Consider the following 20,710-nt stretch of genomic DNA (forward strand, 5'->3'; position numbering starts at 1 on the left):
GCGTCATGGAAGCGCGGGCACGGCGGCCAGGGCCCGCACCGCGGCGATGACCGGCTCGGCCTCGGTCCGGACCAGCCAGTCGGGGCTGACGTCGGCGAACCGCACCCGGTGGTCCCGGCCGATCACCACGACGGTCGGCTGCGGCAGCTCCCAGGTCCCGGTTCCCGTCGTCTCGCCGATCGAGCCGCCCTTGGCGCGCTGGGCGGCCTGGCTGGCCTCGTCGGCGGTGTAGAGGATCCCGAACCGGCGGCCCAGCGTGTTGTCGGTGTCCGACGCCACCTTGAACGACAGGTCGTGGCGCGCGCGGATCTCGCCCAGCCGTTCGGGGACCTGCGGGCTGACGGCCACCAGCGGCACGCCCAGGGGCTTCAAGGTCGGCTGCAGCGCGCGCTCGTAGTAGGGCAGCGCGATGTTGCAGGCCGGGCAGCCGGCGAAGCGGAAGAACACCAGCACCACGGGCCCCTTGGCGGTCAGGCCCTTGAGGGTCAGCTCGCCCCCCTCGACGTCCTTGAGGACGAAGGGCTCGACCACGTCGCCGGCCTTGACCCAGGCGGCCGGATCGGCGGTCTCGACCAGGGTCGCGCGCTGGTCGATATTGATCTTCAGGGCGGCGGGATCCCAGGTGCGGACACGCTCGGCGTGCAGATCGGCCAGCAGCTTGGCCAGGCTTTCTTGGCTCATCGGACGGTCTCCTCGGCTTGAAGGGTTTTGTGGGCGGCGATTTCGATCGCCTGCAGACGGGCGCGCTCGAAGATCGAGCCCATGCGCCAGTGCTGGTTGGTGTGGGTGGCGGCGTGCTCGCCCCAGCCGGAGTCGCGGCGGAACGCACCCAGTTGGCCGGACGCCAGGGCCTGGTCGGCGGTAATCCCGGCCGGCGCCTCGCAGTCGGGCCAGACGAACAGGGCGTCGGCCGGGCAATACAGTTCGCACAGCAGGCAGGTCTGGCAGTCGGCCTGGCGGGCGATCACCGCCTTGCCGCCCGGGCCGACCTCCAGCACGTCGCTGGGACAGGCGTCGACGCAGGTCCCGCAGCCGGTGCAGCGCTCATCGATGACGACCTCGATCATCAGGCCACCTCCGCCTGGGCCGAGACCGTTTCGAACGCGGTCCAGGCGCGGTACAGGCCGCCGGCGCGCTGGCGCGCGGCCAACCGATGATCCAGGCCGGTCGCGTCCTCGCGGCGATGCATGCCCCGGCTCTCGCGCCGGGCCAGGGCCGAGGCCTTGCTCCAGCGTCCGGCGGCGACTAGGGCGGCGGCTTCCCGCGTTCGGAGGGACGCCCTGCCCTCGCCGCGCGCATGAGCGGCCAGTTCGACCCAGGCCTCGTCCAGCCGTTCGGCGGACCTGGCCAAGGCGGAACCACGCCGGAAGATGTTGCGCTCGTAGTCGTTGAGCTCTTCGCGCACGGCCTGGACCGCGGCGCGCAGGTCGACGGGACGCTCGGCGCGGCCGGGCCTCAAGCCGGCGCGGCCCGTGGCCACCACCAGCGCGTCCGCCCTCGCGCCCTGCTCCAGGGCCAGCCGCGCGGCGCCCGCGCCGGCCCATTGTCCCGACGACAGCGCCCAGGAGGAGTTGACGGCCCCGCCGCCCGAGATCGCGCCGGTCACCAACTCGCGACTGGCCGCGTCGCCGACCGCGAACAGGCCTGCGACCTGGGTCTGGCAGGTTTCGTCCACGATGCGCAGGCCGCCGATCCCGCGCACCGTACCCTCGGCGTGCAGGGTCACCTCGAAGCGGTCGCGGTAGGCGTCGATCCCCCTGCGATCGAACGGCAGGACGAAGTTGGGCTGTACCTGCGGCATCACCCGCTGGATGTCCTCGGGCACGCGGTCGAGACGGCAGAACAGCGGCCCGGCCATCAGGGCCTTCGCCAGGTGCGGGGTGACGTCCGGGCCGTTGGGGATGTCGAGCTCGCGATCGTCGGCGTCGAACCAGCGGGCGAAGCTGTAGGCCATCGAGCGGGCCATGTTCGTGCCGGCCATGGCGGCGGTGTAGTAGTTGCTGAACTCCATGCCCGACAGGTCGGCCCCGGCCTCGACGCCCATCAGCAGGCCGTCGCCGGTATTGGTCGCCGAGCCCAGCAAGCGCGAGGCGAAGGCGCAGCCGCCGGTGGCCAGCACCACCGCCCCGGCCCGGATCGTCCAGGGCGCCTCGCCGCGCAGGGCCAGGCCCGACGCTCCGGCGATGGAGCCGTCGCCGTGCAGCAGCAGTTCCAGGGCCGGGTGGTGGTCGAGGATGCGCACGCCCTGGGCCAGCGCCAGGTTGCGCATCGCCCGCATGTATTCCGGCCCGCGCAGGCCGCGATAGAACGGCTGCCCCTGATCGTCGGTCGAGAAGTCGTAATAGCCGCGCAGGGTCGGCAGGCTGGTCCAGGTCAGGTCGAGGATCCGTCGCATCCAGTCCGGGTCGCCCAGGCCCAGGGAGCGCTTCAGCCGGTCGGCCACCGCCGCTTCGCGATGTTCCGGCGGAACCCACCAGTGGCCGGGACCGGCCGTGGCGGTGACGCCGCTGGTCCCGCAATGGCCCTTGTCGGCGAGGACCACCTCAGCGCCCTCGCGGGCGGCGGCGATGGCGGCCCAGGTTCCCGCCAGGCCGCCGCCGATCACCAGCACGTCGGTCGACGAGGACAGGCCGTGGGTCACGGCGCGACCGCCGCGTTGAACGAGCGGTCGAAGGCGCCGGCCGGATCGCGGGTCGAGGTTACGGCGCCGGCCGCCCGGAAGCGATCGAGCACGGCCCGCCCCTCGGCCACCGCCGCGTCGTCGATCGCCGACGGCGCGATGCGATAGTGCTGGACGGTGTACAGCGCCACGTCCGGCTGCAGGCCCGTCTCCTTCGACAGGGCGGCGGCGAACGCCTGCGGATGCTCGCCCGCCCAGCGCCGGGCCTTGGCCAGGCGGCGCAGGAAGTCCTCGACCTGCGGCCGCTTGCCGGCGATCGCCGCCTCGCTGGCCGCTTCGTAGCCGTAGCCGCTGAGCCGCCCGTCGCCGTCGGCCAGGATCGTGGCGTCGTCGTGCAGCCTGGCCAGGGCGACATACGAGCCCCAGGTGACCCAGGCGTCGATCGCCCCGCTGCTGAAGGCCGCCTTGGCGTCGCCGGGATTGAGGAACACGATCTGGACGTCGGCCGGCCTCAGGCCCGCGTCTTCCAGCAGCCGCAGCAACAGGTAGTGGCCGATCGAGCCCCGGCCGGTGGCGACCTTCTTGCCGCGCAGTCCGGCGATGTCGCGGATGGTCGAGCCCTTGCGGACCAGCAGGGCCGTCGCCGAGCCGCCGCTCTTGCCGGCCTGCACCGCCTTGATCCTGGCCCCGCCGGCATAGGCGAACAGGAACGGCGCGTCGCCGGCCTCGCCCAGGTCGACCGCTCCGGCCCCGACCGCCTCGAGCAGCGGCTGGGCGGCCGCGAACTCGCTCCATTCGATCTTGTAGGGAACGCCCTCCAGGGCGCCGGAGGCGATCAGGATCGCCTTGGTTCCGCCCCTCTGGCTGCCGACCTTGAGCGGGGCCTGGCCGTCCCCTGCCCCGCCGGCCCCGCAGCCCGTCAGCAGGACGGCGGCGGTCAAGGCGGCGATGAGGCTGCGTCGTTGCATGGCGCCCTCCCTCAGAAGCGTTGGGTCAGGCGGGCGTAGTAGTAGCCGCCGGTGATGCCGAAGGGCGAGAAGAGGCCGAACTGGTTCATGCCGGTGTCGGCGTTGACGATGCCGATCTTGTCGGGATGTTCGTCGAACAGGTTGTTGGCTCCGATCGCCACGTTGGTGGTCGGGCGGACATCCCAGGCGATGTCGAGGTCGGTCACCCACTTGGGACTGTAGGTCCGGTCGAGATCGGCGGAGGTTCCCGCCTCCGTGTACTGGCCATACCGCGTGGTCCGCAGGCTGGCGGTGACCGTGTCGCGGCTCCACAAGGCGGCGAGGATCAGCTTCTTGCGCGGCGTGCCGACGGTCAGGTCGGCGATCTTCTGGCGATCGAACAGCACCAGGTTCGGATTGACCGCCTTCAGGATGGCCGGGGTGTCGATCCGTCGGGTGATCCTGGTCTTGTTGAAGGCGTAGGCGGCGTTGAGGTTCAGGCGGCCGAAGGCGCCGAGGTCCAGGGCGTACTCGCCGACCAGATCGACGCCCGTCGTCCGGGTCGAGACGGCGTTGGTGTAGTAGGTCGCCGCCAGGCCTTGGGGGAAGCGCGCCAGCAAGGGCGACAGGGCCGGCTGCGAGGCCAGCTGCGCCGCGCTGAGGTCGAGGTTGCTGGTGTCGACGATGCGGTCGTCGATGTCGATCCGGTAGGCGTCCAGCGTGACCCGCAGGCGGCTGGTCGGCTCGGCGGTGATCCCGAAGCTGTAGTTGGTCGAGGTCTCGGGCTTCAGCGGCGTGGCTCCCAGGGCCCGGGCTTCGCTGGAGTCGGCGCGCAACACCTTGGTCGGGAAGGTCAGGTACTCGCCCGGCGTGCAGGGCGCGCCGCGGAAGACGTTGTTGGGCGCGGCGGCGCAGAGGCTGCCGTTGATGGTCGAGCTGGCGAACACCGACTGGGCCAGGGACGGGGCGCGGAAGCCGTTGCTGACCGTGGCGCGCACCGCATAGCCCGGCAGGAACTCCCAGCGCGTGGTCAGCTTGCCGCTGGTGGTGTCGCCGACGTCGCCGGTGTAGCGCTCGTGGCGACCGGCCACGCCGACGTACCAGGTTTCGGTCAGGTTGGTCCCGATATCGATATAGGCGGCGTAGACGTTGCGGCTGACCGAGCCGGCGTCCTCGGGGGCGGTTCCGGCGTAGGAGGCCAGGCCGGGATTGGGCCGCAGGCCGGCGAACGGCTGGCCGGCCGGGATCACATAGTCGCCGACGATGTAGGACGCCTCGTCGCCCGGCTCGATCCGGAAGTGCTCGTAGCGCTGCTCCAGGCCCCACGACACCTGGAGCGGCCGGGGCAGCACGCCCTCGAACTCGCGGGTGACGTCGAGATTGGTGGTCCACTGCTGGAACTGGTGGGTCGACAGGTGGAAATAGGTCGGGCTGGCGGGGCCCAGGGTGGCGTTGAGGGTGTTCTGGCCGTCCAGCTTCGCATGGTCCTGGGCGAAGGTGGTGGACAGGTCCCAGTCCCAGCCCCTGGCGACGCCGCGCGCGCCCAGGGTGGTCTGGAAGTCGAGCTCGAAGATCCGCCGCAGGGCGTTGAAGCCGTCGGGATAGACCTCGGGCAGCGAGTTGCGGTTCTGCGGCCGGCCGGCGGTCACGCCCGCCACCGGCGCGAGGTTAGGCAGGAAACTGCCGGTGTTCTTCTTCGACGCGCGGTGGCTCAGCGTGCCGGTCGAATAGAGGGTCAGATCCTTCCAGGGCAGTTCGGCGTTGTAGGACGCCGCCAGAATGTCCTCCTCGCCGGGACCGTAGCTCTTGCCCCAAGAGTAGCGGTCAGCGGTGGCGTCGCGGGGATCGGGAGTGACGGTGGTGACCCCGCCGACCGTCGAGACCGTCGGCTGGTAGAGATACTGGGCCCGCGACGGGACCGAGCGCGAGGCGGCCTCGTTGTTCTTCCAGTTCAGGGCCAGCTGGATGAAACCGCCCTGCTCGCCCAGCGGCAGGCCGTAGTTCAGGGTGGCGCTGCGGGTGTCGCCGTCGCCCAGATAGGTCTGGCCGCCGGTGTAGCTGAACGACCCGCCTTCGGCGCCTTGCTTGAGGATGATGTTGACCACCCCGGCGATGGCGTCCGAGCCGTACTGGGCCGAGGCGCCGTCGCGCAGCACCTCGATGCGCTCGATCGCAGAGGTCGGGATCAGATCGAGGTCCACCGGCGCGCCGCCGCGTCCCACCCGGGCCAGGTTGTTGATCAGCGCCGTGCCGTGGCGGCGCTTGCCGTTGACCAGGAACAGGGCCTGGTCGCCGTTCAGGCCGCGCATGGTGATGGCGCGCACCGTCCACGACGTGCCGCCGCCATTGACGCCCGGCAGGTTGAACGACGGGATCACGGTGTTGAGCACCTCCTTCAGGCCCACCTTGCCGGTGGCCGTCAGTTGCTCGCTGGAGATCACGTCGACCGGGGCCGGGCTGTCGGCCACGGTGCGACGCACGCCACGCACGCCGGTGACGATCACGCCCTCCAGGGCGACGGCGCCCTCGACCTCGGCGGGCGCCGCGTCGACGACCGGCGCGACGGCGGGCGTCTCGGCGGCCCGGGCCGGGCCGGAGAGGATCGCGACGGTCAGGATCGAGGCGCAGGCCAGGAGGCCGGTCCGGAACGTCGTTTCCAGCGAAGGTCGGGCCAGCGCCCGGGTCGTGTAAGGCAAGTCTCTATCCCCCGCGCGGAGCCCGTGGCCGCCGCGTCGTGTTGTTGGTCTTGAAGGTGAAAGGCGCGCCGCCGGCCCCTCGGCGCGCCGCAGGGTCAGGTCGGGCGACGCTCGCGGTACGGAATGTCGTCCGAGCCGATCAGCACGCGCTCCATCACGCGCGGGAAGTCGCCGTAGTCGCGGACCGCGTAGTGCAGCCCCGCGCGATTGTCCCACAGGGCCACCGAGTTGGGCCGCCAGCGGAAACGGGCGTGATATTCGGGCTTCTTGACCTGGTCATAGAGCCGGGCCAGCAGCGCCCTGCTCTCCTCCGGCGCCAGATCGACGAACCGCGGCTTAAGGCTGAAATTGATCCAGAAGATGTCCTCGCCGGTTTCCGGATGGGTGCGGATGGCGGGATGGGCGACCAGCGGATAGCGCTCGCCGGAGCGGTTGAGGGCCTCCTGATAGTCGTGGATCACGTAGAGGTCGTCGACGGCCGCCTTCAGGTCGTCGGGCAAGCCGCGATAAATCGCGCCGCCGTCGGCCCAGATCGTGTCGCCGCCCACCTCGGGAATGTGCACGGCCTTCAGCACCGCGCCGAATGACGGGTTGATCCGCCAGCTGGTGTCGGTGTGCCAGTGGTTCTCGCGGACGTCGTAGTCCTTCAGCGCCTGGGCGGAGATCGGCTGGACGGCCCGGTGGGTCTCGACCCCGCCGACCGGGTGGGCGTAGACCTCGCCGAAGTTGGCGGCGAAGGCCAGTTGCTGGTCACGGGTGATGTCCTGGTCGCGGAAGAACAGCACCTTGCGCTCCAGCAGCAGGGCCTTCAGCGCGTCGCGTTGCGACCGGTCCAGCGGCTGGCGCAGGTCGATCCCGCTGACTTCCGAGCCGATGGTCGGGTTGAGGTGGATCGTGCTCAATCCCGTCTTTTCGCGAATGCCGGTGATGGTGGCGCTCATGGGCCTCTCCTCGCCTGATGGGTTCGACGCACGGCGAGCAACGCCGCGACCGGCGGCAACATGGGCAATCAGATCAATCGGCGCGAAACAGTATTCCTTCAACCAAGCTCAGAGATTTATATATCCACACTTCAAATACATATCTTCATGACGAGAAATCATAAAGACAAATAACAATCACTCATAAGCTCCATTGACGAAACTCCATTGCCGCGCCCGGCGCGCGGTGACAGTCATGCCGCCGAAACATTCTATCGGAGGCCGTCATGGCGAAGCGCAGGCAGTTGAAGCTCGGCCACATGATCGAGGGCGCGGGGCGCACCTGGACCGACTGGCGCCATCCGGACGCCCAGCCGGGCGCGAGCACGGACTTCAAATACTATAGCCGCGCCGCCAGGCTGGCGGAACAAGGCAAGTTCGACTTCCTGTTCATCGCCGACAGCCTGTCGATCAACGCCAAGTCCAGTCCGCACTACCTGAACCGCTTCGAGCCGATCACCATCCTGTCGGCCCTGGCGGCGGTGACCGAGCATATCGGCCTGGTGGCCACGCTCAGCGTCACCTATTCCGAGCCCTTCAACGTGGCCCGGCAGTTCGCTTCGCTGGACCATATCAGCGGCGGCCGCGCCGGCTGGAACGTGGTCACCTCGTGGCTGGAAGGCTCGGCCGAGAACTTCGGCAGGGCCGAGCATCTGGCGCACGACACCCGCTATCGCCTGGCGGCCGAGTATCTCGACGTCGTCCAGGGCCTCTGGGACAGCTGGGAGGACGACGCCCTGGTCCACGACAAGGCCAGCGGCGTGTTCTTCGATCCCGACAAGCTCAACACCCTGGGCCACAAGGGCGAGTTCCTGTCGGTGAAGGGGCCGCTGAACATCGCCCGCTCGCCCCAGGGCCAGCCGGTGATCTTCCAGGCGGGCGCCTCGGAGGACGGCCGCAACCTGGCCGCCAAACGCGCCGACGCGATCTTCGTCGGCCACGGCGGCGTCGAGGAGGCCCGGACCTATTACGCCGACGTCAAGGCGCGGGCGGCTGGCTTCGGCCGTGACCCCGACAGCCTATTCATCTTGCCCGCCGCCGCGCCGATCATCGGCTCGACCGAGGCCGAGGCCGAGGCGCGCTGGCGGGAACGCGCCGAGCTGGTGTCGATCGAGTCGGCCCTGGCCATGCTGGGCCGCGGCTTCAACGACCACGACTTCACCGGCTATGACCTCGACGCGCCCTTCCCCGACGTGTTCAACCGCGGCGTCAACAGCTCGCAATCGGCGACCTTGAAGATCGCCAAGGCGGTCGAGGAGGAGAATCTGACCCTGCGCCAGGTGGCCCTGCGCTTCGCCACGCCGCGCGGCGACCTCGTGGGAACGCCCGAGCAGATCGCCGACAAGTTCGAACTGTGGCTGGACAGCCGCGCCTCGGACGGCTTCGTGATCGGCGAGTCCCTGCCCGGCCAGTTCCAACTGCTGGTCGAGGAGGTCGTGCCTCTGCTGCGGAAACGCGGGATCTTCCGCGAGGACTACGAAGGTTCGACGTTCCGCGAGAGCCTGGGGATCGGCGTTCCGGCCAACCGTTTCAGCGTCCAGAAGGCCAGCCGCGCCGTCGCCTGACGGCGGCCAGCGGCGCGTCTCGCCGGGCTTCAGGTCACGACTCCGCACCTTGCTTCGACCAGCAAAGGTTTCAACTATCGCTTTGATAGGAACAATCAATTTTACCTATGCCACGAAGAGCGTTGTCTAGGCACGCGCCGATGTCGGCGACAGAACAAAGCCAGCGCGGAGAAAGACGATGGACGCCAAGGTCGAAGACAGCGCCGCCGGCCAGTGCCCGGTGGGCCACGGCCGGCCCAGGGGCAATCGTGATTGGTGGCCGCAGAACCTGCGCCTCGAGAGCCTCAACCAGCATTCGCCGCGCTCCAACCCGATGGGCGAGACGTTCGACTACGCCGAGGCGTTCAAGAGCCTCGACCTGGACGCGGTGATCGCCGATCTGCGCGCCCTGATGACCGACTCCCAGGACTGGTGGCCGGCCGACTTCGGCCACTATGGCGGCCTGTTCATCCGGCTGGCCTGGCACAGCGCCGGGACCTACCGCATCGCCGACGGCCGCGGCGGCGCTGGCGGCGGGCAACAGCGCTTCGCCCCGCTCAACAGCTGGCCCGACAACGCCAACCTGGACAAGGCGCGCCGGCTGTTGTGGCCGATCAAGCAGAAGTACGGCCGCAAGATCTCGTGGGCCGACCTCTATGTCCTGGTCGGCAACGTCGCCCTGGAGTCCATGGGCTTCAAGACCTTCGGCTTCGGCGGCGGCCGGGCCGACACCTGGGAGCCCGAGGAACTGTTCTGGGGTCCGGAGGGGTCCTGGCTGGGCGACGAGCGCTACAGCGGCGAACGCCAGTTGCACCCCACGCTGGGCGCCGTGCAGATGGGCCTGATCTACGTCAACCCCGAGGGCCCGAACGGCAACCCCGATCCCGTCGCCTCGGCGCGCGACATCCGCGACACCTTCGCCCGCATGGCGATGAATGACGAGGAGACCGTCGCCCTGATCGCCGGCGGCCACACCTTCGGCAAGACCCACGGCGCGGGCGATCCGTCTTTTGTCGGTCCTGAGCCGGAAGGCGGCCAGATCGAGGCTGCCGGTCTGGGCTGGGCCAGCAAGCACGCCAGCGGCTTGGGCGCCGACGCGATCACGTCCGGACTGGAAGTCACCTGGACCCAGACGCCGACCCGGTGGAGCAACCACTTCTTCGACAACCTCTTCAAGTTCGAGTGGGAGCTGACCAAAAGTCCTGGCGGGGCCCACCAGTGGGAAGCCAAGGACGCCGAGGCCGACATACCGAACGCCTTCGATCCGTCGAAGAAGCAGCGTCCGAGAATGCTGACCTCGGACCTGGCCCTGCGCTTCGACCCCGCGTACGAAAAGATCTCGCGCCGGTTCCACGAGAACCCCGACCAGTTCGCCGACGCCTTCGCCCGCGCCTGGTTCAAGCTGACCCACCGCGACATGGGGCCGATCGGGCGCTATCTGGGCCCGCTGGTCCCGCAGGAGACGCTGATCTGGCAGGATCCGATCCCGCCCGTGGACCACCCGCTGGTCGACGCCCAGGACATTGCGGCGCTGAAGGCCAAGATCCTGGCCTCGGGGCTCACCGTGGCGGAGCTGGTCTCGACCGCCTGGGCGTCGGCCTCGACCTACCGCGGCTCCGACAAGCGGGGCGGCGCCAACGGCGCGCGCATCCGCCTCGCCCCGCAGAAGGACTGGGAGGTGAACGACCCGCCGACCCTGGCCAAGGTGCTGGCGACGCTGGAGGCGATCCAGGCGGAGTTCAACGCTTCGGCCGGCGGCGGGAAGAAGATCTCGCTGGCCGACCTGATCGTCCTGGGCGGCGGCGCCGCGGTGGAGAAGGCGGCCACGGACGCGGGCACGCCGGTGGAGGTTCCCTTCACGCCCGGGCGCATGGACGCTTCGGCCGAGCAGACCGACGCCGACTCGTTCGCGCCGCTGGAGCCCCTCTCCGACGGCTTCCGCAACTATCGCCGCGAGGGTCTCCAGTTCATGGCGCCCGAAGAGGCGCTGGTGGACCGGGCGCAACTGCTGCGGCTCTCGGGGCCGGAGCTGACTGTGCTGGTCGGCGGCCTTCGGGTTCTGGGCGCCAACGCCGGCGGGTCCAAGGCCGGCGTCTTCACCAACCGCCCGGGCGTCCTGACGAACGACTTCTTCGTGAACCTGCTCAGCATGGGCACGACCTGGAGTCCGACGGCCGTCAACGCCTTCGCCGGCCATGATCGCAAGAGCAGCCAGCCGCAGTGGACCGCCACTCGCGTTGACCTGATCTTCGGCTCGCACGCCGAGCTGCGGGCCTTCGCCGAGGTCTATGCCTGCGCCGACTCCCAAGCCAAGTTCGTGAAGGATTTCGTGGCCGCCTGGAACAGGGTCATGAACGCCGATCGGCTTGACCTGAACTGACGCGTTTCGGGAGGGACGAGATGGCCCCGGGGCGCCCGCCAGCTTGGCGGGCGCCCTTCCCTATTCCCGTCCGGAAACGAGGGTCGAAGCGGTCAAGAGAAGACACCCGGGCCGGACCGGCGGGGGAGCCGTGCCGACCCGGGTGGTCGCCCAGGGGGAGGTGATAGGCGACTGGAGTTAGAAGCTGTAGCGCAGGCCGACGTGATAGAACCGGCCCAGCAGGTCGTAGAGCGCGGGGTTGGCGTCCAGGCCGGTGTTGGTCTGGGGCGACGGGGTCGGGTCGCGGTTCAGCAGGTTGTCGACCTTGCCGTAGAGCTGCAGGCCGTTGCCGAACTTGTACGAAGCGCTGACGTCGACATAGGTCGCGCCGCTCATGTGGTTGTAGTCGATGGTCGGTCGGCTGCCGGTCGAGACCGGGCAACTGCCGGGCTTGCATTCGACGTACTCGGTGGTCGTGCCGCCGAACCTGCCGTCGCTGAACCAGCGCTCCTGTACGCTGAGGGCGAAGCGGTCGGTCTCCCAGGACTGGATGGCCAGGACCTTCCAGTCCGGCGTGGCGCCGGAGTTCTGGCCGGCCGAGTCGACGGCGACCGCCCCGGGGATGCCGGGATTGGTGACGAACTTGTGCGTGTTCGTCGCCAGGCCGCGGATCGTGAAGCGGCCAGGCACGCTGGGCAGCTCGAAGCGGTAGCTGCTCTCGATGTCGAAGCCGCTGGTCTTGATCGAGGCTAGGTTGAACGTCTGGGAGTTAATGAACGGCGTCACGCCGCCCGAAGGGGCAAGATTGAAGGCGCCGCAGAACTGGGTGAGGCCCTGATAGCAGAAGGTGACGATCTGCTGAGCGCCCAGGCTGGAGATGCCGCCATTGAGGACGATGTTGTACCAGTCGACCGAAACGCTGAAACCCGGCAGCCATTTCGGGTTCGAGAGCACCGCGCCGATGGTCACGTTCTTGGCGATTTCCGGCTTCAGATTCGGGTTGCCCACCACATTCTGCAAAGCCGTCAGCGAGCCGCTGGCGGGCTGGCCGGGCGGGGGCGTGCCGGGCGAGGGAATGGTGAAGTTGGGCAGCGTCGTCGTCACCGGCGCGGCGAACAGTTCCGACAGGTTCGGCGCGCGGACGTCACGCGAGGTGACGGCCCGCAGGCGGACGCCATCGATTGGCGTGTCCCAGGTGGCGCCGACCTTCCAGGTGTAGACGGTGCCCGAGGTGCTGTAGTCGGTCCAGCGGCCGGCCATGTTGAGGTTGGCCTTGCCGGCGGCCTCCGAATTGACCAGCGGAATGTTCACTTCCGCATAGGCTTCCTTCACCGAGTACTTGCCGGCGCCGGAGTGATAGTTGCCCGCGAACCAATTGGCGCCGGCCGGGTTGAGAACCGGGTCGGCCGGATAGTCGGCGGTGTTCGGAGAGTCCGTATTGCCGTCGCCGTAGGGGTCGCCTTGGACGTGGTACTGCTCCTTGCGCCACTCTCCGCCGAACGCCAGCGACATCGGGCCGGCCCATAGCGAGAAGGGCTCGCCGCTGAAGTTGATGCTGGCGACGTCCTGCTTCTGCACCGAGTGCTGGTAGGGGCCGTTCTCGGGCGTGATGTAGGCCAGGGCGGCGTCGCTTGGCCGCTGACCGCCGAAGATGTTGATCGGCACGCAGCCGTTGGCGCGCGCGATCGGGTCGGCGCAGACGATCTGGCCATTTACCGTGACGGCCTGAACGGCCGCGCGATAGCGCGGCATCAGCAGGATGTCGCGAACGTGGATGTTCGTCGTGTTCTCGCCGTGCTCGTAATAGGCGTCGTAGCGCCATTCCTTGCCCAGGGCGTTGAACTTGCCGTCTGCCCCGATGACGCCACGATACTGGGTCCGCGTGGGATGGACCGAGATGTTGCGCGGCAGCAGCGCGTTGCTGGTGCCGAAACCGAAGGTCGTGACGCCGTTGGCGGCGCAGGCCGCCACGATCGACGCCGGCAGGTACGGGTTGGCGCACGACATCGTCAGGCCGGTCGTGGCCGCGCCCGGATTGGGCTGGTTGGAGCTCTCCACGCGGGCGGCGTTGAAGGTGGCGTAGATCTCGTTGTTGGCGTCCAGATCGAAGCCCACGCGGGTGTAGGCGTTCATGCGTTTCAGGCGCGACTGCAACGAGGTGCCGACGCCGACATTGCCCGACAGGTCGCCGCCGACGCAGAAGCCGCCGTTCGTGTAGCAGCCGACGACTTGGCCGACGGTCGGACCGGTCGAGGCCTTGGTCGGCACGCCGTTCGAGCCGTACTGGAACTGGAACGGATTGCCGCTGATGTCGAAGGCCGTGCCTTGCAGCGGGCCGCTGCTGATCAGGCCGTACTTGGTGTACTGATAGGCCTGGGCGTGCTCGCGATAGAGGTACTGCGGCGAGCCGTCGTTGGTGACCCCGCGGTTGACCAGGGTGGCGGTGGTGTACCAGTCGCGGCTGCCGGGCGCATCCTCGCCGAAGCCGCCCGCCGGCACGCCTTCTTCCCAGTCGTACTCGCCGCTGACCTGCACGTGCAGGCGGTCCTCCATGAAGTTCTTGCCCGCGGCGACCTGGGCCAGCCACTGGTGGTTGTCGCCATAGGTGGTGACGCCGGTGAGCACGTTGGCCTTGAAGCCCTCGAACTTCTTGTTGGTGATAAAGTTAACGACGCCGCCGACGGCGTCCGAGCCGTAGGAGGCCGAGGCGCCGCCGGTGACCACGTCGACCCGCTCGACCAAGAGTTGCGGGAACAGGCTGATGTCCGGCACGCCCGTGACATTGGCCGGCACGACCCGTTGGCCGTCCAGCAGGGTCAGGGTGCGGATGGTGCCCAGGCCTCGCAGCGAGAACGAGGACAGGCCCTGCTGGCCGCTCGAGGTGCTGAACGTGCCCGTGGTCGCGCCGCTCGAGCCCTGCAACGACGGCAGCTGGGTGATGGCCGTGAAGATGTTCGGCTGGGCGGCGCGCTCCAGGTCGGCCTGGCCCAGGACCTGGGTCGGCGTCGGCGCGGTGAAGCCGGTGGACCGGATGCGGGTGCCCGTGACCACGATTTCCGACAGGGCCGTGGCCGAGGCAGGGTCCGTCGGCGCCGGGGCTGGCTCGGTCTGCGCGCTGGCGGTTCCCGCCGATAGGAACACCGCGACCGCGCTGGTCGCGAACAAAGCGCTCAAAAAGGATGGTCCGACACCACGCATCCCGCTGCCTCCCGTTTTTCGTTGAGTCCATCGACGATGGCCTGCGGGAAAACTGTCAGACAAAAGAGGCGTGAACCATTACGACCATGGTCGTACGTCGGGCGATCGGCGGCTCGGCAACGGCCGCGTCGAGAGCGCTCCGCCCAGCCTAGTCGCGCCGAACGGCGTACAGCGCGTGGTGGGTCAGGACGAACAGGGTCCGCTTGTCCGGACCGCCAAAGACCAGCTGCAGCGGTCGCTCCGGGATGTCCACGCGCCCCAGTTCGCGCCCGTCCGGGGCGTAGACGAACACCTGGCCGTTGGCGACATAGACCCGCCCTTCCCCGTCCGTGGCGACACTCTCGCCGCCGCGATCGGCGAAGGCCTTCAGGTCCGTGATCGCCCCCTGCTCGCCGACCCGTCCGCTATAGGTCTTGTTCTCCGAACTGTTGGCGACGAACACTCGCTGACCCGGTTTCGCCGTGGTGAAGCCGTAGGTGTCGAGCGCGTCCGAGAAGCGAAGCCCCCGGAAGTCGGACGGACCCTGCTGGAAGACGCGATAGGCCGGCAGGGCCAGGCTGCCGTCGGGCGAGACGTAGGCCTTGGGCTTGGGCAGCGCCATGTCGCGGGCGAACATCTCGGCCAGGGTGGTGAACTGGTAGGTCTGCGGATCGAGCTGGTCCTTGAACTCGCCGTTGTTCCACCAGTTGACAGGCAGCACAGTAGCTGCCGACGGGTGGGCGGCGGCCGGGGTCGCCGCGATCACCGTAACCTCGGCGTCGGGAGCGCCGGGCTTGAAGCTGTAGACCGTACCGTTGCGGCCGTCCGACGACAGCACCAGCAGGTTCCCTGACGCGTCCACCGCCAGGTTGACCGGGTCCAGCGTATTGTCGCGCACGATCGACAGCTTACGCTCGTCAGACCAGCTGTAGATGCGCTGGTGGCGGCGGTCGGTGAAATAGAGCGTCCCGGCCGCGTCCACGGCGCCGCCGCCCAGGGAGAAGAAACCGTCGGCGAGCTTCTCCACCCGCGCGCCGGCGGGGTAGGTCGAAGGCTCGACTGGAGGGGGATCGGCGACCAGGTCCAGCACGGCGAACTGGCGCTCGCGCGCCTCCAGCCCGCTGGTGACGTCCTGGATCGCGTTCTCGTACGGATACTTGGTCAGGCGCAGGAAGGTCGCGCAGCCGTCCTCGTCGCAGGTCGCAAAGCCGCTTTCGCCGTTCACCGCCACATTGCGGAAGCGGATGTCCCGCGAGTTGTAGACCTTGACCGCCGCCGCCGCCGGCTTGCGCGTCCGGGTGACGCGATAGGCATGATAGTTGGCCAGCAGGATGTCGTGGGAGTCTCGGATTTCCAGCGAGACGGTGTCCTCGCCCTCCCCTGCCTCCTCCTCGGTCTGCGGCGCCAGGAATTCCCAGTTGGCGACGCGGTTGAGGCTGATCTCGGTGCGCATGTGATGCTCGACCGAGGCCTGGTAGACATGGCCGGGCGTCTGGGTGTCCGACACGTAGATCCCGGAATAGGCGTAGGTGCTGGGGCTCCAGAGGTTGGCGAAGGTCCCGCCACCGCCGTTGGTCACCCACAGGCTGGGATACTGGCCCGCCCAGCGCTTGGCGGGGTCGGGGTCGGCCGTGGCGTTGGCGTTGTAGGGATTGAACCGCGCGCCGTCGTACAGGTTGGTGCCGTGGCCGCCCTGGAATTTGACGTCCTCGACCAGAGAATTGGCGCCCGCCGTCCACAGCAGGGCCGTGGCGCGCGCATTGACCCCGCCGGTGTTGAGGCCAAGGCCCGAAACCATGTTGTCACCCCCGGCGGCCGAGGCGACCAGCGCCTTGGCCGCGCCCACGCCTTGATAGCCGGGCGTTCCATCGGGCAGCACGATCTGGGTGAGGCTGGGATGCAAGCCGACCAGCACCGTGTCGGGCCGGAGCTTCAGCGTGTCGGTGACCCGATAGAAGCCTGTCGGGAAGTAGACGACGCGGTGGGTGTCGATGACCTTCTGGATGGCGGCGGTGTCGTCGGTGGCGTCGTCGCCCTTGGCGCCCTGGGCCCGCACGTTCGCCCAGTCGGACAGGGCAGGCAGGGCCCGGATCGCCGGCGCGCGCCGCGCCGGCAGGGCTGGAAGGGCCTCGGCCTTCATTTCGGTCCTGTACGTCCCCATCCGGCCCAGGCCCGGCAGCGTCAGGCCGTGGGTGAACGACGAGACCCGATAGGCGCGGCCCCTGCCCGTCTCCGTCTTGCCGCTGTCGCGAAACCGGGCGAACACCGGGGTGTCGGCGGCGACCGCGTTCTCGAAACCGACCTGGGTGTAGACATTGTTCTCGTTGGAGATGACGACGGCGGCCTTGGAGACGTTCTCGAAGCGGACGTCCTTGCCCCACAGCCAGTCGCCGTAGCCGCGATCGATGTCGATCCCGACCGGCGTGTTCCGGATGGCCACATTGACCAGGGTCAGGCCGGCTTCATGCTCGCGGATGGCGGCGTCGCGCTGCCCCTCGAACGTCGAGTCCAGCAGCACGAAGCCCCAGGCCGGCGAGGTCTTCTCGGCCAGGACTCCGTAGCGCCCGCCCTTGAAGTGCAGGTCCTCGGCCAGGTTGCCGACCTGGTACAGGCCCGCCAGGCCCGAGCCGATGTCGAAGTCCATATGGCTGAGATAGGCGTGCTGGGCGGCGTGGAAGCGGATCGCCGTCGCCGCCGGATTGCCCTTGCCGATCTCGAAATCGACATTGCTCATCGCCGAATAGAAGGTGCCGGAATTGGCGTCGGCGACGTCCTTGTTGAACGGCACGGTGCCCGGCGGCGGGAACGGTACGCGGCGCGCCGGGTCGGGCTTGGCGCCGGCGAAGATCACCATGTTGACCACGCCCTTCTGGAACCCCGGCGTCGCGTCGCCCAGCAGGATCCGCGGACGCGTGGCGCCGGTTCCGAACATCCGCACGCCCGGCCACAGGAAGAGCGTCCTGCTGATGCGGTAGCGGCCCGAAGGCAGGAAGACCAGACCGCCGCCCGGCTTGGCCGCGGCCGCATCGATCGCGTCCTGCAGGGCGGCGCTGTCGTCGGCGCGACCGTCGCCCTGGCCCCGCACCACGACGGCGGCCGGATCGTCGGGCGCGGTCGCGAAGACCGAGACCGAGGCCGCCGCCGGCCCGCTCGCCGCCGCGAACAGGGCGATCAGGGCGGCGCACGACGCGACGAACCAGCTTTTCATGAGCAGCCTTTCGGACTGTGGGCCTTGGTCAGGGCGTCACGGCGTAGAGCGAATGATGGGTGAGGACAAACAGGGTCTTGCCGCCCTCCCCGCCGAAGATCAGTTGCAGCGGCCGCTCGGGCACATCGATGCGGCCGGCCAGCCGCCCGTCGGGCTCGTACTGGAAGATCTGGCCATTGGCGACGAACACCCGTCCCTGACCATCGACCGCGACGCTCTCGCCGCCCCGGTTGGCGAACACCTTCAGGTCGGTCAGCGTCCCGCCGGGCCCGACTTGGCCGCTGTAGGTCTTGCCCTCGGACTCGTTGGTGACGAAGACCCGCTCGCCGACGGCCCCGCCGATCAGGCCGTGGGCCTGCAGGCTGTCGGCCCAGCGCCAGCCGACGTGGTCGGGCGGCCCCTGCCGCCACACCCGGAAAGCCGGGAGCGACAGGCTGCCGTCGGGCGAGACGTAGTCCTGGGCCTTGGGCGCGCCGACGTCGCGGGCGAACATCTCGGCCAGGGTGGTGAACTGGCCGGTGGCCGGATCGTACTGGTCCCTGAACTCGCCGTTGTTCCACCAGTTGACCGGCAGCAGAGTCTTCGCGCCGGGCCGCGCGGCCGACGGCGTCGGCGCGATCAGCGTCATCTGGTCCTTGGGACCGTCGGGGTCGATCGAATAGACCGAGGCCTGCGGTCCGTATGACGACACCACCAGAAGGTTTCCCGAGCGGTCCACGGCCAGGTTGGTCGGGTCCAGCGAATGGTCGCGCACTACTTCCAGGCCCTTGGCCCTGGTCCAGCGATAGATCCGCTGGAAACGCTTCTCGACGAAATAGAGCGCACCGTCGGCTCCGACCGCCGCGCCGGAAATCGACCAGAAGCCGCTTTCCAGTTTCTGGACCTTCCCTTCGCTGGCGGGCGCCGGAGAGGCCTTGCCGGCGACGTCGAGCACCGCGAACTCGCGCTCGCGCACTTCCAGCTTGCTAGTCTTGTCCTGGATCGCGTTCTCGAACGGGAACTTGCTGGCCCGCAGATAGGTCCCGCAGCCGATCTCGTCGCAGAGGGCGATGCCGCTCTCGGCGTTGATATGGACGTTGCGGAAGCGGATGTCGGACGAGTTGAACAGCTTCACCGCCGTCTCGGCCGGATGGTACGACCGCGTCACGCGATAGCCGTGATAGTTGGCGAACAGGATGTTGCGCGAGTTGCGCACCTCCAGCGAGACGGCGTCGGGGCCGTCGCCGACCTCCTGCTCGGTCTGGGGCGCCAGGAACTCCCAGTTCTGGACGTTGTCCAGCACGAACTCGTTGCGCACGTGGTGCTCGACCGACACCTCGTAGATATGGCCCGGCGTGCTGGTGTCGGAGATGTAGAACCCCGCCGAAGCGAAGGTGTTGGGACTCCAGACATTGGCGAACGTGCCGCCGCCCCCGTCGGTCACCCAGATGCTGGGGTACTGCCCGTCCCAGCGGCCGTCGGCCACCGGGTCGCCGCTGCGCGCCTGGGCCGCGCCCAGCGGCTTGCCGTCCATGGTGGGCGTGCCGCCGCCGCCCATGATCTTGACGTCGGTCACCTGGGAGTCCGCGCCCGAGCGCCACAGCAGCGCCGAGGCGCGGGGGTTGACCCGTCCGGTGAAGATCCCCAGGCCGAAAAGGATGTTGTCGCCGCCCTTCGGCGTTTCCAGCACCGGCGCGACCGGCCCGACGCCGGCGTGGCGCGGATTGTCGTCGGGGATCACCAGCTGGGTCACGGCCGGATGCAGGCCGATCAGCACCGTGTCGGGCCGCAGCTCCAGGGTGTCGGTGACCTTGTAGAAGCCGGTCGGCAGGTAGAGCACGCGATGGGTGTCGATCGCCTTCTGCAGGGCGGCCGTGTCGTCGGCCTGGCCGTCGCCCTTGACGCCCAGGGTCTTGACGCTGGTCCAGTCGGCGACCGGCGGCAAGGCGCGCAGCGCCGGGGCCGAAACCGCCGGCAAGGCCGCAAGCGCGGTCATGGCCACGTCGGTCTTGTACTCGCCCATCTGGCCCAGGCCCGGCAGCGTCAGACCGTAGGTGAACGAGGCCACCTTGTAGGCGCGCCCCTTGCCGGCGACGGTCTTGCCACTATCGCGAAACCGGGCGAACACTGGGGTGTTGGTCGCCACGGCGTTCTCGAACCCGACCTGGGTGAAGACATTGTCCTCGGCCGAGATGACGACGCCGGCTTTGGAGACGTTCTCGAAGCGGACGTTCTTGCCCCACAAACTGTCGCTGTAGCCGCGGTCGATCTCGATTCCGACCGGCGTGTTCCTGATGGCCACATTGACCAGGGTCAGGTCGACCTCATGCTCGCGGATCGCCGCGTCGCGTTGTCCGTCGAAGGTCGAGTCGATCAGGGTGAATTGCCAGGCCGGCGAGGTCTTCTCGGTGACGATGCCGTAGCGCCCCCCGTGGAAGTGGACGTCCTCCATGATGTTGCCGGCCTGGTAGACGCCGGCGAAGGCCGAACCCAAGCGAAAGTCCATGTGGCTGAGGAAGGCGTGCTGGGCCATGCGGAACCGGACCGCCGCGGCGGCGGGATTGCCCTCGCCGATCTCGACATCGACATTGCTGAGCGCCGAATAGAAGGTGCCGGAATTGGCGTCGCGCACCTTGTCGGTCGGCGGGACCACGGTCGGCACGGGCACGGGGATGGCGCCGACGCCGTACTGGTCGCCGCCCGTGAACACGATCAGCGTGCCGACGCCCTTCTGGAAGCCCGGCGTGTTGGGACCCAGCACGAAGACCGGCCGGGTCGCGCCCACGCCGAAGATGCGCACGCCCGGCGGGACCAGGATGCTGCGGCTGAGCCGATAGCGCCCCGACGGTAGGAAGACCAGGCCATGGCCGGTCTTGTCCCGCGCGGCGTCGATGGCTTGCTGAACGGCCTGGGTGTCGTCCGCCCGACCATCGCCCACGGCCTTGACGGTGATCGCCCGCGGATCGTCCGGCGCGGTGAGCAGAACGGAACTGGTGGAGGCCAGGGCCGGGGTCGAGACCGCCAGGAACACCGCCAAAAGGACCGCTCTCATGCCGTTCTCCCTGTCGCGATCCCTTATCGATAAGGAAATCGCCCCAGGCCGGCCATCCTCGACCATGGTCGTAGTTACGCCCCGTCAGCGGCCCGCTAGAACCCGGCTGAACCGTGCGGTCAGCCTGTCGGTCCTTCGACAGGCCGGC

11 protein-coding genes are annotated in these 20,710 nt (G+C 68.9%); 2 read left to right on the forward strand and 9 right to left on the reverse strand.

Annotated features, from left to right (window positions below; all coding sequences use genetic code 11):
* Nucleotides 1-3: 3 nt before the first annotated feature.
* From AC07NX_RS05770 to AC07NX_RS05795, 6 genes are all read right to left on the reverse strand, one after another.
* Nucleotides 4-681, reverse strand: a complete 678-nt coding sequence (locus AC07NX_RS05770; RefSeq protein WP_494639917.1) for a peroxiredoxin-like family protein — start codon at nt 679-681, stop codon at nt 4-6.
* Nucleotides 678-1,067: a 4Fe-4S dicluster domain-containing protein gene (locus AC07NX_RS05775; RefSeq protein ID WP_494639919.1), complete on the reverse strand. Its 390-nt coding sequence runs from the start codon at nt 1,065-1,067 to the stop codon at nt 678-680. Before AC07NX_RS05775 ends, AC07NX_RS05770 begins: the two co-directional genes overlap by 4 nt.
* A complete protein-coding gene (locus tag AC07NX_RS05780; RefSeq protein ID WP_494639921.1) occupies nt 1,067-2,641 on the reverse strand; it encodes an FAD-dependent oxidoreductase in 1,575 nt (524 codons plus the stop codon). Before AC07NX_RS05780 ends, AC07NX_RS05775 begins: the two co-directional genes overlap by 1 nt.
* A complete protein-coding gene (locus AC07NX_RS05785) occupies nt 2,638-3,588 on the reverse strand; it encodes an ABC transporter substrate-binding protein (RefSeq protein WP_494639923.1) in 951 nt (316 codons plus the stop codon). Before AC07NX_RS05785 ends, AC07NX_RS05780 begins: the two co-directional genes overlap by 4 nt.
* Before the next feature lie 11 nt (nt 3,589-3,599).
* The gene (locus tag AC07NX_RS05790; protein WP_494639925.1) at nt 3,600-6,263 is read right to left on the reverse strand and encodes a TonB-dependent receptor plug domain-containing protein; all 2,664 of its coding nucleotides are present in this window, start codon (nt 6,261-6,263) and stop codon (nt 3,600-3,602) included.
* Nucleotides 6,264-6,358: 95 nt separating this feature from the next.
* Nucleotides 6,359-7,204, reverse strand: a complete 846-nt coding sequence (locus AC07NX_RS05795; protein WP_494639927.1) for a TauD/TfdA dioxygenase family protein — start codon at nt 7,202-7,204, stop codon at nt 6,359-6,361.
* A gap of 266 nt (nt 7,205-7,470) precedes the next feature.
* Between AC07NX_RS05795 and AC07NX_RS05800 the strand changes: the two genes are divergently transcribed.
* Nucleotides 7,471-8,808 (forward strand): LLM class flavin-dependent oxidoreductase, encoded by a 1,338-nt coding sequence (locus AC07NX_RS05800; protein ID WP_494639929.1) that lies wholly within the window; start codon nt 7,471-7,473, stop codon nt 8,806-8,808.
* Nucleotides 8,809-8,986: 178 nt separating this feature from the next.
* Nucleotides 8,987-11,167 (forward strand): catalase/peroxidase HPI, encoded by a 2,181-nt coding sequence (gene katG / locus AC07NX_RS05805; protein ID WP_494639931.1) that lies wholly within the window; start codon nt 8,987-8,989, stop codon nt 11,165-11,167.
* A gap of 177 nt (nt 11,168-11,344) precedes the next feature.
* Here katG and AC07NX_RS05810 read toward each other — a convergent pair whose 3' ends face one another.
* The 3 genes from AC07NX_RS05810 to AC07NX_RS05820 form a co-directional block, all read right to left on the reverse strand.
* The gene (locus AC07NX_RS05810; protein ID WP_494639933.1) at nt 11,345-14,344 is read right to left on the reverse strand and encodes a TonB-dependent receptor plug domain-containing protein; all 3,000 of its coding nucleotides are present in this window, start codon (nt 14,342-14,344) and stop codon (nt 11,345-11,347) included.
* A 148-nt stretch (nt 14,345-14,492) separates the two neighbouring features.
* Nucleotides 14,493-17,531 (reverse strand): glycosyl hydrolase family 28-related protein, encoded by a 3,039-nt coding sequence (locus AC07NX_RS05815; RefSeq protein ID WP_494639935.1) that lies wholly within the window; start codon nt 17,529-17,531, stop codon nt 14,493-14,495.
* Between the two features lie 28 nt (nt 17,532-17,559).
* Complete coding sequence (locus AC07NX_RS05820; protein ID WP_494639937.1) at nt 17,560-20,562, reverse strand: glycosyl hydrolase family 28-related protein; 3,003 nt, start codon at nt 20,560-20,562, stop codon at nt 17,560-17,562.
* Nucleotides 20,563-20,710 lie beyond the last annotated feature (148 nt).

The sequence above is a fragment of the Caulobacter sp. GW821-FHT09A05 genome (genome assembly GCF_059418465.1).